This is a genomic window from Oscillospiraceae bacterium MB24-C1, assembly GCA_030913685.1.
Classification (GTDB): Bacteria; Bacillota; Clostridia; order Oscillospirales; family Ruminococcaceae; genus Yanshouia.
This window is the reverse complement of the sequence record CP133187.1, coordinates 1988519-2004162: the sequence shown is the minus strand read 5'-3', so window position 1 is coordinate 2004162 and position 15644 is coordinate 1988519. Positions and strand designations below refer to the sequence as shown.

Genomic DNA, 15644 nt, shown 5'->3' with positions numbered 1-15644 from the left:
CCCCTTAAAGCACCGCCGTCTTATGGCGGGTGACATGGCAGTTGATATTGACGGCGCAGGGCAGTTGTGCAATATGAGTGGGAAACGTCTCAATATTGACCCTTAGCGCCGTTGTGCGGCCGCCAAACCCCTGCGGGCCGATGCCCAGTGCATTGATGCTTTGCAGCAGTTCTCTCTCAAGCGCGGCGTAGCGCGGATCGGGGTTTTCTAAATCAAGAGGTCGCAGCAGCGCCCTCTTGGCCAGTTGAGCCACACGATCAAAGTTCCCACCGACGCCCACTCCCACCACGATAGGTGGGCACGGGTTCGGGCCAGCCTTTTCAACCGTTTCCAGCACAAATGCCTTGATGCCCTCCACGCCGTCGGACGGCTTGAGCATGGCCAACCGGCCCATGTTTTCGCTGCCCGCACCCTTGGGGGCCACCGTAATAGTCAGGCAGTCACCCGGTACCACGTTATAGGTAATGACGGCGGGGGTGTTATCGCAGGTGTTTTTGCGCTCCAGCGGATCGGAGACGATAGATTTTCTCAAATAGCCCTCAACATAACCAAGGCGAACACCTTGGTTAATGGCATCGGTAAGACCGCCCTCGACAAACACATCCTGCCCAAGTTCGACAAAAACACATGCCGTGCCGGTATCCTGACAGATGGGCATGTCCAGCGTTTCGGCGCGGTGGTAGTTTTCTATAATATCATCTAGCACCCCACACGCAGTGGGCCAGGTTTCAGCAGTTCTTGCATCCTCCAATGCTGTGCGCAAATCCTCAGGTAAAAAGCGGTTCGCCTCAATGCAAAGCGTTCTCACAACTTCCGTCACCTGTTGGGCCGTTATTGTTTTCATCTTAATCACCTCGACGTCCATTATAGCACAGTCCAAAAGACGGCTCAACGCGCAAATTGTATCAACCAAACATCATACACCCCTTATGCGCTGTAAAAAAAGAGGGGCGCTACGCCCCTCCGATAGAGAAAGATGAGAATCAGCAGCTCAAGGTGCAGCTAACACAGCCATTACAGATATCCGGATAGACCGGGTAACAAATCCGCTTGCGCGGCGGCTTGCAGCAGCAACAACAGCAGCAGCAACAGTGATGGGGATCGCGCCCGCGATCGCAGCAGCTCTTTTCCTGGTAACCGCAGTTACACCAAGGCGAACAACAACAATATTCATGCATTGCTCTTTGTACTTTGTCTTCGGCCCCAGCTACGGACCTACGCCTTCTATCATGCATAATGCATCGTGCTCCTTATATATCAAGTAAGTTTTGGTATTTACAGGTACACTACATTGTATGGCCCTTAGACAAAATATGTTCTTTGCGGCTAAAGCGGATACATTTATGCGCCTTTAAAATAGCTAAAATGCATATGCATGAATAAATTTGCAATAAATTTCACGAAAGCACTTGATTTATTATGAGATATGAGTATAATATACAAACAGAATCAATTTGACAACGACAAACTTTAAGATGAGATGGAGGAAAATAGAATGAAAAAAATTACTGCATTACTGCTATCAATCATGATGCTGCTGGCGGTTACCGCCTGTGGCTCGGCTTCGAGTTCTGCTACACCGTCGAGCTCTGCACCCGCTTCTTCCGAGAGCGCTGAGCCTGCCATTAAGAGCACGGCTGATCTTGTCGGCAAGAAGATTGGCGTTCAGCTGGGCACCACCGGTGACATCTACGCTTCGGACATCGAGGACGCAACCATCGAGCAATACAATAAGGCATTTGAGGCTGTTCAGGCACTTTCTCAGGGCAAGATTGACGCCGTCATGGTCGACGATCAGGTTGCCAAGGCACTTGCTGAAAACAACGATGATGTTACCGTGCTTGAAGAGCCGTTCACCGTTGAGGAATATGCTATCTGCGTTTCTAAGGACAAGAGTGACCTCACCGCAGCTATTAATACTGCCATTGCCGAATTAAAGGCCGACGGTACACTACAGGCCATTCTCGACAAGTATATCGGCCAGGTCGAAGGTGCTAAGGGTTACGAGTCCCCCGCCGATGTCGACCGTTCCAAGGGCACCCTTGTCATGGCGACAAACGCTGAGTTCCCCCCTTATGAGTACCATGAAGGCGACAGCATTGTCGGTGTTGACGCAGAGTTTGCAAAAGCAATTTGCGACAAGCTTGGCTATGAGTTGAAAATTGAAGACATGGCGTTTGATGCGATTATCGCTGCCGTTCAGAGCGGCAAGGCCGATTTTGGTGCCGCGGGCATGACTATCACCGAGGACCGCCTGATGAGCATCGACTTTACTGACAGCTACTGCACTGCTTCTCAGGTTATCATCATCAAGAAGTAAGTTGCAAAAAAGGCAAATTTATTATATGCTTTAGGGGTTCTTTTCAGGGCCCCTATTGTGTTATACTAATGCATATACCGTCGCAACGATAAAGAAATGTCAAGGGTGTGAATGGCTTTGAGCTTCTCCGAAAAATTTTATCTAAATTTCATCAAGGATAATCGGTGGAAATATCTGACTACCGGCCTTCAAAACACGATTATTATCGCACTGTTTGCGGTACTTATTGGTGTCGCCATCGGTTTTTTAATTGCAATGGTGCGCACAACGCACGACAAATCCCCCAAACCTAGGTGGTGGCTCAGTTTACTTAACGTTTTTGCAAAGCTATATCTCACCATCATCCGAGGCACCCCCGCACTAATCCAGCTCATGATCATCTACTATGTAGTTTTTGCCTCGGTAGATATAAACAAAACGCTGGTGGCCAGCGTCGCGTTTGGCCTTAATTCCGGCGCCTATGTCGCCGAGATTTTCAGAAGCGGCATTATGAGCATAGACCGCGGTCAAATGGAAGCGGGTCGAAGCTTGGGACTTAACTACAACGCAACCATGTGGCTGATTATCATGCCGCAAGCCATTAAAAACATCCTTCCGGCATTGGGCAACGAATTTATTGTGTTGCTAAAGGAAACCTCCATTTCCGGCTATATCGCCATCCAGGATTTAACAAAGGGTGGCGACATTATCAGAAGCCGTACTTATGAGGCGCTATTGCCGCTTGTTGCTGTGGCGCTCATCTATCTTGTCATGGTCATAGGCCTTGAAAAACTTGTGGGCCTGCTGGAAAGGAGGCTTGCAAAAAGTGATTACCGTTAAAGCGCTTGATAAATACTTTGGCGAAAAACACGTTTTAAAGGGTTTGAACGAAACCATTACAAAAGGTGAAAAAGTCGTTATTGTTGGACCCTCAGGTTCGGGCAAAAGCACATTTTTGCGTTGCCTGAATTTGCTGGAAACACCAACCTCTGGTGAAATTTGGTTTGAGGATAATAATATCACCGACCCCAAGTGCGACATTGATGCGCTGCGCAGACGCATGGGAATGGTGTTCCAACATTTTAACCTTTTCCCGCATCTAAGTATCATTCAAAACATTACGCTAGCGCCCGTTAAGCTAAAGCTTCAAACGCCACAGGAGGCGGAGAAAAGCGCCATTGCACTGCTGGAGCGCGTCGGTCTATCGGATAAGGCTCAGGCTTACCCCGCGCAGCTCTCGGGCGGTCAGAAGCAGCGTGTCGCCATTGTACGCGCGCTGGCCATGAAGCCGGATGTTATGCTGTTTGATGAACCAACCTCAGCGCTAGACCCCGAAATGGTAGGCGAGGTGCTCGAGGTTATGAAAGAACTGGCTAACGAGGGCATGACAATGGTGGTGGTCACCCACGAGATGGGTTTCGCCCGTGAGGTGGGAACTCGCGTGCTCTTCATGGATGAGGGACGCATTTTAGAACAGAACCGCCCCTCCGTCTTCTTTGCAAACCCGCGGAACCCCCGCCTGAAGGATTTTTTATCTAAAGTACTGTAATTAAAAGCCAATGGTTTTCGGGCCGCAACAAACTGTTGCGGCCCGATTTGTTTTGCAACGCAAAGGTCGGTGTCTACTGACATCCCGCTTGCGCGGCTTGACGGTTTCGCTGAACGCATAGGTCATATAAATCGCCCACTACGGCCCCCGCACCCGTTTTTTCGCATTATTACCTTGTTGCTACTCGTTACAAAATTTGTTTCACTTGTGCCGACTTTAGGATGCTAAAGCGGGCACGGAAGCAAATTCCGTGCCCGCTTTTTAATAGATTCAACGGCATTTATTGTGCCAAACGGCGCAGCTTCGCTTTATCAATAACCCTCAATCCACCTCGCGAGAGCGTCACCACACCCTCCTGTGCAAAATATTTAAGCATGCGGCTGACAACCTCTCTGGCACTGCCCATGTACCGAGCAATTTGCTCATGGGTCAACTTTATCTCGTCACTGCCGTTTTTGGCAAGCTCGTCGGTGAGAAAGATCGCCAACCGTTTGTCGGCACTCATGAATAGCACCTGCTGCATAGCCCACATCACGTCCGAGAAGCGGGTGGTCGCCAATTGGTACCCAAAGCTTTTAACATAAATATTTTGGTCGGCCAGCTGATGGAATACCAATGAATTGATTAATAAAACCTCCGTATCCTCCTCAGCATCAATAAAAACGTCAAAAGTGATGGCATCCAACACGCAGGAGGCCGACAAAATGCAGACATCGCTTTTGAACAGGCGATATAACGTGATATCGCGGCCATCCTCTGACATAATATAGGTTCTCAATTGACCACTTTTTAACAGCATAATGCCAATGCAGTCGTCTCCTCCGCCATGAACGTTCGTACCTTTGGCGTATTTGGCCAGCATGGTATTATCGCAGAGGAGATGCTTCTCGTTGTCCGAAAGCTGCTCCCAAAAGGAAAGGTTTTTTATAAACAGATCTGAGCAATCGTGCTGCAGCATTTAATGCGCCCCCTTTCTTGTGGCTATAGTTTGCCAGCTTGAACATACTGACAGTATCATTTTAGCATAAAAAAGCTCGTAAAGTTCACTGGCGAAAAAAATCATTCTCTTAAAGCGTTCCTATTGGATTAAATTTACCCCACCTACCGCATTGATGCATTTGCTTTGATCGACTGCCGGTGCAGAAGTGTCTTTGAGGGCAGCGACCAGCTTTTCGCTTAGCACCGGGTTTTATTTTTAAAGAACATTAAATAGAAGCCTTACGCTTTTGATGTAAAGCGATTGCATAATAGAGTAACACAAGCTAGATTTTGCAATGGTATGCTGTTATAATAATTGAGAAACTTTAAATTTTGGAGGCGATGCAGTGCGCATCAGCTATAAGAGAATTCATGATATCGACCAAATACAGCTGCAGCAATTATTTTTGGCGCTGGAGTGGTCCAGTGGGCATTACCCCGATAAGCTTCATGCAGCGATGAAAAATTATAAGACAGTTTATACCGCCTGGGAAGGTGACACGCTGGTAGGCTTGTTAAGCGCAATGGATGACGGAGTAATGACAGCGTATATTCACTATTTTCTTGTCCATCCTGAATATCAACGCCATGGCATCGGTAGAAAACTGATGGAAATGGCCAAGCAGCATTATCAGGATTATCTTCGTATTGTTCTGGTCGCCTACGACACGGCAGTGCCGTTTTATGAGGCCTGTGGCTTTGAAAAGGGCCAGGATGAATCTCCAATGTTTATCACCGAGCTTTGGACCTGATGCCTATGCCCGACTGCTAAAAAGAAAAGAATCTGGCTATCAAAATAACGACCCTGTAGCTTTTATGCTACCATATATAGAATGAAAGGTTGGTAAAAATTTATGAAACAAATCATTTCAAGCAAAAACGCTCCGGGTGCAATTGGGCCATATTCACAAGCTGTTCGCGCCGGCAATTTTCTTTATATTTCGGGCCAGCTACCGATTGACCCAGCCACCGGTGAATTCGCAGGCACGGATATCGTTACCCAGACTGCTCAGGCACTTAAAAATATCGGCGCCATCTTAAAAGAGGCGGACATGGATTATTCCCACGTCATCAAAACCACGGTTTTGCTTAATGATATCAACGACTTCGCACCCATGAATCAGGAGTACGCTAAATATTTCCTTAACGATTGTCCTGCGCGCGCAGCCTTTCAGGTTGCGGCACTGCCAAAGGCCGCGTTGGTCGAAATTGAAGCAGTGGCTTACAAAGAATAACAACTAGACAATTAAGCGCCCTGCCAAGCGTTATGGCAGGGCGCTTTAGCGTTAATAAGAATCCACAACCACTATTTAAGCGTAAAGGCAACCACTTCGTTGGTGGGGACGGCACAGGAGAGCGCAGGGTTCTCGCGAAGAATATTGCCCGAGAGGGTCATCGGAAGGGCCGTTTTGTCCGTGTCGAGCGCAGCGAACAGTGACTCCAGCGGAAACAAAAGCACACCGGCCCAATATTCCCCCTGAAGGTCCTCCCCCTGTTTAATATAAGCGGTCATCTGAGCGGTGAGATCGCTATCCCCACAGTAAGCTTCAGCCTGTCCACCGGCCGTTACGGTCATGCGCAGCTCCCGCTCGCCAAGGCAGAACACCGCCGTCAGACGCGCGTTTGCCGCGGGCTTTGTCTCAAAAGAAATGATCCGCACAAACAGGCTCTCGTCGTTTCGCCCAAGCTGGGCCTGTGCATAGATGCGGTCGTTTATCGGCACCGACTGCGCACAGCTAAGCTTGATAACGCCAAGCGCATCAAAACACGGTTCGCCGGAAACGTATTTGATCATATAGTTCATCAAAGGCACCTCTCGTTTGTTGTTCAATGTATTAAGTATAGCGCCTATCAAGCGAATTATCAACTGATTACAGCAAACGCTCCAAAAAATGACAGTATCCAACTGTGCTCGTTTTATTTGACAAGCTTTGTCTCACTGCGTTAAAATGGAGTGGCTTTATTTATACATGCAAGGAGAAACCCAAATGAAAAAATTGCTGTACGCCCTTTTGGCGTGTATGCTGCTGATATTGTCTTGCGCCTGTGGAAAAATTTCCAAGAGCAACGATGATCGCTGGCCAGTTTCGGTAGGCGATACTACTTTTACCCACGTACCCAAGCGGGTAATCAGCCTCTCACCTGCTCTCACCGATACGCTGTTTGCCTTGGGTTATGGGGGCCGAATTGTGGGAGTGAGCGACTATTGCGAGTTGCCGGAAACTGCACAGGATACGGCTGCCTGTGGAACGGCTCTGATGCCGGATGCCGATACCCTCTTGCAGCTTGAACCCGATATTATCTTTTGTTCGGCTACGCTGCCCACCAAGATAACAAAAAGCCTGGAGGCGGCAGGCGTTCAGATTATTGTGGTAACGAGTGCTCAAACCCTCGACGGCATATTAGAAAACTACCGTTTGCTCTGCACGGCATTTGAGGGCAGCGAAATGGGCGATCTAAAAACGGAACAGCTCTCACTGTTTGTCCACACAACGCTAGACTATGTTAGCGAGACGGTATCGTCTGCATTGTCACCGGAGGAAAACAAAGCGGTCTATCTAAGGCAGATTCCGTTTGTGATGGCCACTGGCGACACGCTTGAAGGCGGACTGCTAACCGAAATGGGCTTTGTAAATCAGGGTGATGCTTATACTGGCTGGAACTATCCGCTGGAAGCTGAGCCGGATCTAAACCCCAACTATATTTTCTGCGACGAGTCAATCAGTCTTGAGGCACTGCAAAGCAGTGACTATTATAAAAGGACCTCAGCGGTCACTCACGAACGGGTTTATACCTTTGATGCCAGAATGTTTGAACGGCAGTCCCCCAGAATGTTTTTTGAGCTGGAAGACTTGATGAAAAGAGCTTTTCCTGAGGCTTTCGTATCGCCTAAGCCCTCCTTTGTTATGGATATGCCGGAGCCGGAACCAGAGCCTGAAAAAACCTGGTGGCAAAAGCTATTTTCAAAGTGAATGGTTCCGTGCTGTTCGCTTATTAATTAACAAAACCAAACACCTTTCTGTTTAGATGCCCATGAGCAATCAAACAGAAAGGTGTCGCGTTATCGAAGACGGTTTTTAAGTCTATCTGTTCTTTTTCGCATCATTCCCTCTTAGCTCACGGTGCATTTCCAACACGGTTTCTGAAGCAAGATCGAAGTCTCTGACCTCGCTGTAGTTCTCGATCAGATCGCTGTGAACCAGATCGTCGTATGCGCCGGTCTTGTTTTTCGGGTAAACCAGACGGAGCAATATCGGGGTTATGACGGTTGTACCTACCACCATTAAGACGAGTGGAACCAGAAATATGGTATTCATCAACCCGCTGGCAATTCCTTTATTGGCGACAATGAGCGCTACCTCACCACGGGAAACCATTCCAACACCTATGCGGAGAGATTCTTCTTTTGTATATCCGCATACTTTTGCGCCCAGGCCGGAACCGACGATTTTCGTAATAACCGCGATAACAAGGAGGCTTACAGATAAAATGATTGTATCGAGATTCAGCGCGGTAAGTGTCACCTTTAAACCTATGCCGGCGAAGAATATCGGCGAAAGCAGCATATAAGACAATATTTCACAACGTGACGACACATAGGTTGCGCGGATGGTATTTGAGATAATGAGGCCGGCAATGAACGCGCCCGTGATATCCGCAACACCGAAGATCTCTTCGGCAACATAGGCATAGAAAAAGCAAAAGGCCAAAGAAATGATGGCGAAGCGCTTTCTGTCCCAGGCAGCTGACTCCATCCATTTTTCGATTATCCGGTGCAAAAATCCGCCTACCAACAGGCTGATCCCAAAGAATGCCACAACTTTGATAAGAACGCTGACAAGACTGACCGTCTCATCGGCTGCACCCGTGACCGTTGTGAGCAATATCAGACCGATAATATCGTCAATCAATGCCGCGCCAAGAATGGCGTTACCAGAATTCGTAGAAAGCTTGCCCATCTCTTTGAGGGTTTCCACTGTAATTGAAACCGAGGTTGCAGTTAATACGATACCGACAAACAGGTTTTCGAGAAACACCTCATGGCCGCGGTTGAATACCGTCGCAAGAAAGTAACCCCCGGCCAAAGGAATCAACACGCCGCAAAGTGCAATAAAAAATGCAGCTTTTCCAGATCGGCGCAGTTCTTTAATATCGGTCTGCAAACCTGCACCAAACATCAAAACAATAACGCCAAGTTCAGAGACTTGATTCATAAATTCGGAAGGTTGAACAATACCCAGCAAGCTGGGGCCCAACAGCAAACCAGCTACAAGTGCACCTACCACCTGTGGCATATCCACTCTTTTTGTGAGTATTGAAAAAGTCTTAGTCATCAAAAGTATAATGGCGACATCAAAAATAAAACGATAGGATTCCATAAGATCACCTTTCTAATCGATCTGCACTACCGTGCGAAAGATATACGTAGAGAGAAGGGGGTATATTTTCATGAAAGAAATGCTACATATTAGATTTTTATTGCAACATTTCCTTCGGTATTGCCCAGTATAGCACTCGCGAAGTGTGAATTCAAGATTAATAATACGCATATTAAATAAACTTATATAGTGTAAATGGTGCGTTTTGCACAAATGGCTTGGCGTAAAAACAAGATTGTGTATTTCATTCCTTGCTTAAATACAATGCTATCTTGCCTCGCAAATAGCAACATTATAAAAAAACAGGCATCGCTTATCAAAGCGACGCCACGCATAAAATAAGGCGGGGTTAATCCAACAAAATTACGATTGTTATTGCCTGCTATCTGAATCGGGTAACTCTCCCTCGCGTTCAGCCTTCATTTCAAAATGTATCATAAAAGACATCAGTCCGCGAAGCATTATAACGGCACCCAAAATAATCAGTTCATCCAAGCTTCTGATCAGAACCGTTTTAAGAATTTCTGCTGCCATTTTAAATTCAAGTCCCGTTGCCATGTCCTGTAGCAGCATAAACTTATAGTTATACCGGTTCTTGCGAATGACATGATTCAGGTAATAATAAAAAGCTTTTAACGAACCCAGTGTTATAATGAATATGCCGATAATATCTAAAAGCGCGATGATGGTGGGCAGAGTCAGTTCTATTAAGTGTTCCAGATTCATAGTGCATACTCCTTGAATAAGGCTGCCCGGCCGTTTTCAGTTGCAGACATCCCGATTTTTTGAATTTTTAACACAATTATTCATGCCAAAGAATATCGGCGCACTTTTTATAACAAGATTGTTACTTTCTAAAGCGTAGCATAGACAAACTGCGCAATGTGTTGCAGTGCCCACCAGAAGCCTCCGCGTTTTCAGGTTTAAAAACTATTGAAAACTTATTTGTCTTTTAGACGTGCGACATACTCTTCAAGACATTCGTCATTTGCGTGCATTGCGGCGGCGTGCTCTTTGCCTACATAACGTACATGCCACGGCTCGTATGTGATACCGGTGATGTCCTGCTTATCTTCGGGGTAGCGAATGACAAATCCATACTCCCAACTGTGTGCGGCCATCCAAATGCCAGCGTCAGTATTGGCAAAAGCATGGTTGAGTACCTGATGCGAAAGTGTAACAATGTCAAGCGCCAGGCCCGTATGGTGTTCGCTGGTGCCGGGAGGCGCTACCCAGCGTCTGGCTTCGACAAGGGCCTCCTCTTGCGAAAGCCCCAACGACAGTTGTTTGTTAACCTGTTTTTCAAAAAGCTGACGTGATTGCTCAATCGTACGGTAACCATAACAGATAATCAGCGAGACCCCGTCGTTTGAAGCAGCTGTAATCAACTCGTCAACCGCATCGGTAATCCGTGCATCAACCTCGTAACCGTAACGGGTCATGGTAAGATCCACCGACCAACCCTCCGGAAGGGGCTGCTCAAAATTGACCAGCATCAGCCGCCAGTCGTCTAATTCGGCAGTGACTTCGGATGAGGGTACTGATATCTCGGAAGACGAAACGGGAGGTTGGCTCTCCGACGGCTTGTCCGGTTGCGAACCCTCTGAAAGAGCGGACTGGCTGGGAATGAGATCAGCGGCCTCTCGGCTGCATCCGCACAGTAGCATCAATACGATGCAAAAGAAAACAATAAGATATCGCGACAATAGTAGGACTCCTTTTAATTCACTTTTCGTGTATCTGACGGGTCTATTTTCTCACAGAACATTGTGTTTAGCAAGGAATATTCAATTTGTACCAGGAAATGCTAATAAAAATATTTAGGAGGATTCAAGAATGCCCCCTTTCATGAAGCGCTGTACTAGCAGCGGGGTGCGATTTCGCATGCTGTTATTGTACGCGTTAAATGTTTTGGATATGTTCATAACAAAGTTTCTACTGCAAACCGGCAAATTTCGTGAAGTAAACCCGGTTATGGCACTGGCGTTACAAAGCGACTGGGCCACACTGCTACTCAAGCTATTGCTCCCTGCTGCGCTAATGATCTATCTTGACTGGCGGCTGAGAGTTGTCGATGTCCGGCACTTTAAACTTTCTGCTCGTGCGCTCGAAGTCTTGATTGTGGCCTATTTCATTGTAACCGTGCTACACCTTTGGTTGTATTGGATCAGCTTATAAAAACATCGGGCAAACATGCATCTTGTGTCTTTGCGACCCCCTAAAAAGCTAGCATAACTTATATAAACTGACAGCGGATGGGCAAAGCCATCCGCTGTTTACGCGTGTTATTTTGATTTTGTCCTCGGCTTGGGCGCATTCTTTTGATAAAGCAGATAGAGCCCCTGCAAAATTAAATCGCTGTCGCAGATAATTTCATGCTGACAAAGCGGGGCAATACAACTGGTCAGGCCGCCGGTGGCCACCACAGTGGCCGGACAGCCCAAAACGGTCTTTTCCACCCGATCAATCAACCCGTCGATCATGGCGGCATTCCCATAGATAGCACCGGTTCGCATGGCGTCCACAGTGTTTTTACCCAACAGCATCTCAGGTGGTTCCAGACTGATATGTGGCAACTGCGACGTTCCGCAGGCCAACGCCTGCACAGAACTGCGCAGACCCGGCATGATCATGTAACCAATATAGTCCCCTTTTTTATCCAACACGACAAGGGTGGTGGCAGTGCCGAAGTCAAATACTAAAATCGGTTTGGGGTAGCGCGCCAACGCTGCGACAGCACCGACAATGAGATCACTACCCACGCGGGCGGGGTTGTCGGCAAGGATATTCAACCCAGTTTTAACGCCTGCGCCAACCAGCAGCGGACGCTTGTCGATGATTTTCTCCACCGCGTTCTGCATTGCAGCGCTCAGCGGCGGTACTACCGAGGAAATAATCGCGCCTTCGATATCGGCGAGTTTGACCTTGTGCAGTATAAATAGCTCCATTAAGAGCGAGGCGTATTCATAATCGGTTTTGTCCGGGTCGGTGCGAAGCCGCGCAGTAAAAAGCACATTTTCATCCCGCATGCCGCCGATGACAACGTTGGTATTCCCGATATCGATCGCGATAATCATGCGATAAAACTACTCCTTTCCAAGCTTTCGGCTATGGAGAACTTTATAAAGTGACGGGCAGATCACGATGGTTAAAAATGCAGCCAAAATAGCCTCCGGCACGCCATTAACGCCTACGACGCCCATGATAACGCCAAGCAACGTTTCAAAGCCGATGTTACGCGCCTCGGCATAGCTTGCACCATACAGCAGGTAGATACCGCCCATAACAAAAACGGTATTCGTCATCGAACCAAGAAACCCAGCCGCCCCACAGGCCAGAAAAGGCCCGGTGCGTTCTTTAAGCCATTTGAAAATTAACCCAGCTACTATTCCAATTAAAATTCTTGGAATAAAGCATATTACAAGGCTACGCAGCCCACCAGAAAAGCGGGGATCCAGACTATAAAATGGCGTGAATACAAACGAGGTGATCAACGGCTTTAAGGTGTTGTTAATCAGGCTGGTCAGCCCGAATACGCCGCCCAAAAACGCCCCGGATTTTGGCCCTAGCAGGCACGCCCCGATAATGACCGGGATGTGAATGGTGGTGGCGTTCATAAAGCCGAGCGGAATGTACCCTAAAAGGGGTACGTTGGCCATCACGACAATAATGGCGGCAAAAAGTGCCAAAAGCGTGAGGTGGCGAAGATCGGGGCCGCGGTTTGTACGGGTCTCTTGCATATTTAATTCCTCCTGCTGCTGTTCACCTTTATGGGATACAGCGCAATTATTCACCGAGCCTACACGACGTATTCAATCATTCCCCAGAGCGAATTTGCCCTTCGGCGCAGCGGCGTGGGTAAAACGCCTTGCCAAATGGGGTATCCGGTGATAAAATGAAAAAAATTGTGTTGCCATGCGGCTGGCTATTGAGTATTATAACGCCTGAGACGCATAAACACAAACATTTTTGTAAAAAACCGTAGAATAGAAAGGGCGTGTACCAAATGCTTAAAAATAAAACCATTTTACTGGGCGTTTCGGGCAGCATCGCCGCACATAAGGCAGCGTCGCTTGCTTCGCTGCTGGTTAAGCAGCAGGCTGATGTGCATGTGCTGATGACAAAAAATGCTACGCAGTTTATTACTCCCATGACCTTTGAAGCGCTCACCAACAACCGCTGCGTTGTGGACACCTTTGACCGCAATTTTGAGCATAGTGTTGAGCATGTGTCGCTCGCTAAACGAGCCGATTTTTGTATTGTAGCACCTGCAACCGCAAATGTTATTGCCAAGCTGGCGCACGGTCTGGCGGATGATATGTTGACCACCACGGTTTTGGCCTGTCGCTGTTCTAAAATTATTGCGCCAGCCATGAATACCGCCATGTATGAAAACCCCGTGACACAGGATAACCTCAAGACACTGGCGCACTACGGCTGGGAGGTGCTTAAAACCGGCTATGGCCGCTTAGCCTGCGGAGATGTCGGGGCGGGCAAATGCCCTGAGCCTGAGCACATGCTCGAGAGCGTATTGCACAGCGCCGCCCATGCAAAGGATATGACAGGCCTTAAAGTGCTTGTCACGGCAGGTGCAACGCGAGAAGCCCTTGACCCAGTGCGGTTTATTACCAACCATTCCACTGGTAAAATGGGTTATGCCATCGCCCGCGCAGCCAGTGCGCGTGGTGCCGAAGTGACATTGGTCAGCGGAAAAACCGAACTGTCGGCGCCAGCCTATGTCGAAGTAGTTGATATTTTCAGCGCCAAAGAAATGTTTGAAGCGGTTACAGCGCGCAGCAGCGAGATGGATATTATTATCAAAGCGGCAGCGGTGGCTGATTACCGGCCGGCTGTCTGCGCCGATGAAAAACTCAAAAAGAAGGATGGTGACCTGGCGTTGGCGCTGGAACGCACGCCCGACACTTTAAAATATCTCGGCGAACATAAACCGAAGGGACAGTTTTTGTGCGGATTTTCGATGGAGACACAAAACATGGTTGAAAACTCTCGCAAAAAGCTGCAAAGCAAAAACCTCGATATGATTGCCGCTAATAATCTTAAACAGGCGGGTGCAGGCTTTGCCAGCGATACGAATCTGTTGACCGTAATCACACCAGAAGATGAAATTGCACTTCCAATGTTGTCTAAGGATGAGGCAGCCAACCGACTGCTAGATGAGATTCTATCCCATAGAAAATAACGCATTCACTTCATAACGGTATAGAATTCAGGCGGTACTTATAAGAAGTGCCGCCTGATTGTTTTGCAAAAGTCCATAAAATCCAAAATGTTTAGGTTTTGGAGCAAACTTCAAGCACTTATGATTTTCAATTGGTGCAGCAATTACTCCTCCAACGCTGCACCTTTGTTTTTTTGACGCATAATTGACACATGGCGACGCGCCTACCAATAGCTTGGTAGGTTGTTTTCTGTCGAAAATTGAAAAGGCGCAAGGGCTGTGATATAATAGCTCTAAAGTAGTTATTGAATCGTAATAATTGCCCACTGGCACGCCGCTTAACACGGCAACCGCCTTTTTATAGGCAATTATATTACTGCGCACTATGTGTTCTTCATTTTACCGGATGAGCATTGTGTTTCGCGTAGCAAAAGGGGAAGACAACATGAAACAACTCAAGTTTTCTATACTTATTGTAATATTTATTTTAATTTTCACTTCTTGTGGTGAAAGAAATCTCAACGTTTCGTCGTCGCCTACTTCATCGGCGGCTCAAAGTAGCCAAACCCAATCTCAATCCACGTTGGAACCCCCGCCCGCAGAGAGTGATGAATCACCTTCTCAGCCAGTAAATGCCGCAGAAAGGTATGCTGATATTCTCAGAAGCGGAACTTATTATATCGACTGCGATGTGGTCATCGAAATGGAAGGCATGCAGCTTGAAAACGCCATGCTCATTGCGGTCAGCGACAGTAATTCCTCCATCAGTGTTTCGAGTGATCTGTCGGGGGTTTTGGTGACTATACGCACATTAATTTATGAAGACAATGTTTATCAAATTAACGACGCACAGCGTAGTTATATACAAATTGATGCGTCTCAGAGCGCCAATAGCTTTGACACAGACTTCACTGAACTGCATTATGTCGGCGAGAGCAACGGCCCCTTTTTGGGTGAGACATTGCCTTGCTCAGAGTATAAGCGCGGGGACCAGACCGTCCGACTCTTTCTTGATGGCAACACACTACTTGGGATGACGCAGTCTATTGCCGAGGAGCAGGCCAACGAGATCGTGTTAAAAATTAATGGCTTGTCGCCCAATATCCCAGATCAGCTTGTGGCGCTACCGCTTGGTTATACAAAAGAATAGTTCCGTTTACATCTGAAAAAAGCGTGACGCGACAATCTGTTGCGGCACGCTTTTTAAAACCTATAAAAATGTAATAACTTCAAGCCATTAACAATATTAGGCGCAGAGGC

General features: G+C 47.6%; 18 protein-coding genes. 9 read left to right on the top strand and 9 right to left on the bottom strand.

The window, feature by feature from the left end; genetic code table 11:
* Nucleotides 1–4 precede the first annotated feature (4 nt).
* Nucleotides 5–844 carry a fumarate hydratase gene (locus RBH76_09605; GenBank protein WMJ85222.1) on the bottom strand — a complete coding sequence of 280 codons (840 nt, stop codon included), beginning with the start codon at nt 842–844 and terminating at the stop codon, nt 5–7.
* Nucleotides 845–991: 147 nt separating this feature from the next.
* Nucleotides 992–1174, bottom strand: coding sequence for a hypothetical protein (locus RBH76_09600; protein WMJ82984.1), 183 nt, complete (start codon nt 1172–1174; stop codon nt 992–994).
* A 321-nt stretch (nt 1175–1495) separates the two neighbouring features.
* Between RBH76_09600 and RBH76_09595 the strand changes: the two genes are divergently transcribed.
* The 3 genes from RBH76_09595 (at nt 1496) to RBH76_09585 (ending at nt 3848) form a co-directional block, all read left to right on the top strand.
* The gene (locus RBH76_09595; protein ID WMJ82983.1) at nt 1496–2320 is read left to right on the top strand and encodes a transporter substrate-binding domain-containing protein; all 825 of its coding nucleotides are present in this window, start codon (nt 1496–1498) and stop codon (nt 2318–2320) included.
* A gap of 111 nt (nt 2321–2431) precedes the next feature.
* Nucleotides 2432–3139, top strand: coding sequence for an amino acid ABC transporter permease (locus RBH76_09590; GenBank protein WMJ82982.1), 708 nt, complete (start codon nt 2432–2434; stop codon nt 3137–3139).
* Complete coding sequence (locus tag RBH76_09585) at nt 3126–3848, top strand: amino acid ABC transporter ATP-binding protein (protein WMJ82981.1); 723 nt, start codon at nt 3126–3128, stop codon at nt 3846–3848. The genes RBH76_09590 and RBH76_09585 overlap by 14 nt, the downstream gene beginning before the upstream one ends.
* Before the next feature lie 280 nt (nt 3849–4128).
* On the opposite strand, the gene RBH76_09580 is transcribed toward RBH76_09585, so the two are convergent.
* The gene (locus tag RBH76_09580; GenBank protein ID WMJ82980.1) at nt 4129–4806 is read right to left on the bottom strand and encodes a Crp/Fnr family transcriptional regulator; all 678 of its coding nucleotides are present in this window, start codon (nt 4804–4806) and stop codon (nt 4129–4131) included.
* A 367-nt stretch (nt 4807–5173) separates the two neighbouring features.
* Here RBH76_09580 and RBH76_09575 point away from each other — a divergent pair, with 367 nt between their 5' ends.
* Together RBH76_09575 and RBH76_09570 are read left to right on the top strand one after the other, a co-directional pair.
* Complete coding sequence (locus tag RBH76_09575) at nt 5174–5578, top strand: GNAT family N-acetyltransferase (GenBank protein ID WMJ82979.1); 405 nt, start codon at nt 5174–5176, stop codon at nt 5576–5578.
* Between the two features lie 102 nt (nt 5579–5680).
* Nucleotides 5681–6061: a RidA family protein gene (locus RBH76_09570; protein ID WMJ82978.1), complete on the top strand. Its 381-nt coding sequence runs from the start codon at nt 5681–5683 to the stop codon at nt 6059–6061.
* A 71-nt stretch (nt 6062–6132) separates the two neighbouring features.
* Here the strand turns inward: RBH76_09570 and RBH76_09565 are convergent, their stop codons facing one another.
* The gene (locus RBH76_09565; protein ID WMJ82977.1) at nt 6133–6630 is read right to left on the bottom strand and encodes a hypothetical protein; all 498 of its coding nucleotides are present in this window, start codon (nt 6628–6630) and stop codon (nt 6133–6135) included.
* 184 nt (nt 6631–6814) lie between these two features.
* On the opposite strand from RBH76_09565, the gene RBH76_09560 reads away from it, so the two are divergent.
* Nucleotides 6815–7798 (top strand): ABC transporter substrate-binding protein, encoded by a 984-nt coding sequence (locus RBH76_09560; GenBank protein ID WMJ82976.1) that lies wholly within the window; start codon nt 6815–6817, stop codon nt 7796–7798.
* A gap of 111 nt (nt 7799–7909) precedes the next feature.
* Here the strand turns inward: RBH76_09560 and RBH76_09555 are convergent, their stop codons facing one another.
* The 3 genes from RBH76_09555 to RBH76_09545 all read right to left on the bottom strand — a co-directional run bounded on the left by RBH76_09555 (nt 7910) and on the right by RBH76_09545 (nt 10911).
* Nucleotides 7910–9205 (bottom strand): cation:proton antiporter, encoded by a 1296-nt coding sequence (locus tag RBH76_09555; GenBank protein WMJ82975.1) that lies wholly within the window; start codon nt 9203–9205, stop codon nt 7910–7912.
* A 372-nt stretch (nt 9206–9577) separates the two neighbouring features.
* Entirely contained in the window at nt 9578–9931 is a 354-nt protein-coding gene (locus tag RBH76_09550) for a DUF1622 domain-containing protein (GenBank protein ID WMJ82974.1), read from the bottom strand.
* A 215-nt stretch (nt 9932–10146) separates the two neighbouring features.
* A complete protein-coding gene (locus RBH76_09545) occupies nt 10147–10911 on the bottom strand; it encodes a M15 family metallopeptidase (protein WMJ82973.1) in 765 nt (254 codons plus the stop codon).
* Nucleotides 10912–11041: 130 nt separating this feature from the next.
* Here RBH76_09545 and RBH76_09540 point away from each other — a divergent pair, with 130 nt between their 5' ends.
* Nucleotides 11042–11383, top strand: coding sequence for a DUF5658 family protein (locus tag RBH76_09540; GenBank protein WMJ82972.1), 342 nt, complete (start codon nt 11042–11044; stop codon nt 11381–11383).
* Between the two features lie 107 nt (nt 11384–11490).
* On the opposite strand, the gene RBH76_09535 is transcribed toward RBH76_09540, so the two are convergent.
* A complete protein-coding gene (locus RBH76_09535) occupies nt 11491–12282 on the bottom strand; it encodes a type III pantothenate kinase (GenBank protein WMJ82971.1) in 792 nt (263 codons plus the stop codon).
* Between the two features lie 9 nt (nt 12283–12291).
* Nucleotides 12292–12945: an ECF transporter S component gene (locus RBH76_09530; GenBank protein ID WMJ82970.1), complete on the bottom strand. Its 654-nt coding sequence runs from the start codon at nt 12943–12945 to the stop codon at nt 12292–12294.
* A gap of 266 nt (nt 12946–13211) precedes the next feature.
* Here RBH76_09530 and coaBC point away from each other — a divergent pair, with 266 nt between their 5' ends.
* The gene (gene coaBC, locus RBH76_09525; protein WMJ82969.1) at nt 13212–14405 is read left to right on the top strand and encodes a bifunctional phosphopantothenoylcysteine decarboxylase/phosphopantothenate--cysteine ligase CoaBC; all 1194 of its coding nucleotides are present in this window, start codon (nt 13212–13214) and stop codon (nt 14403–14405) included.
* Between the two features lie 424 nt (nt 14406–14829).
* Nucleotides 14830–15534 carry a hypothetical protein gene (locus tag RBH76_09520; protein WMJ82968.1) on the top strand — a complete coding sequence of 235 codons (705 nt, stop codon included), beginning with the start codon at nt 14830–14832 and terminating at the stop codon, nt 15532–15534.
* The last annotated feature ends 110 nt before the right edge of the window (nt 15535–15644 follow it).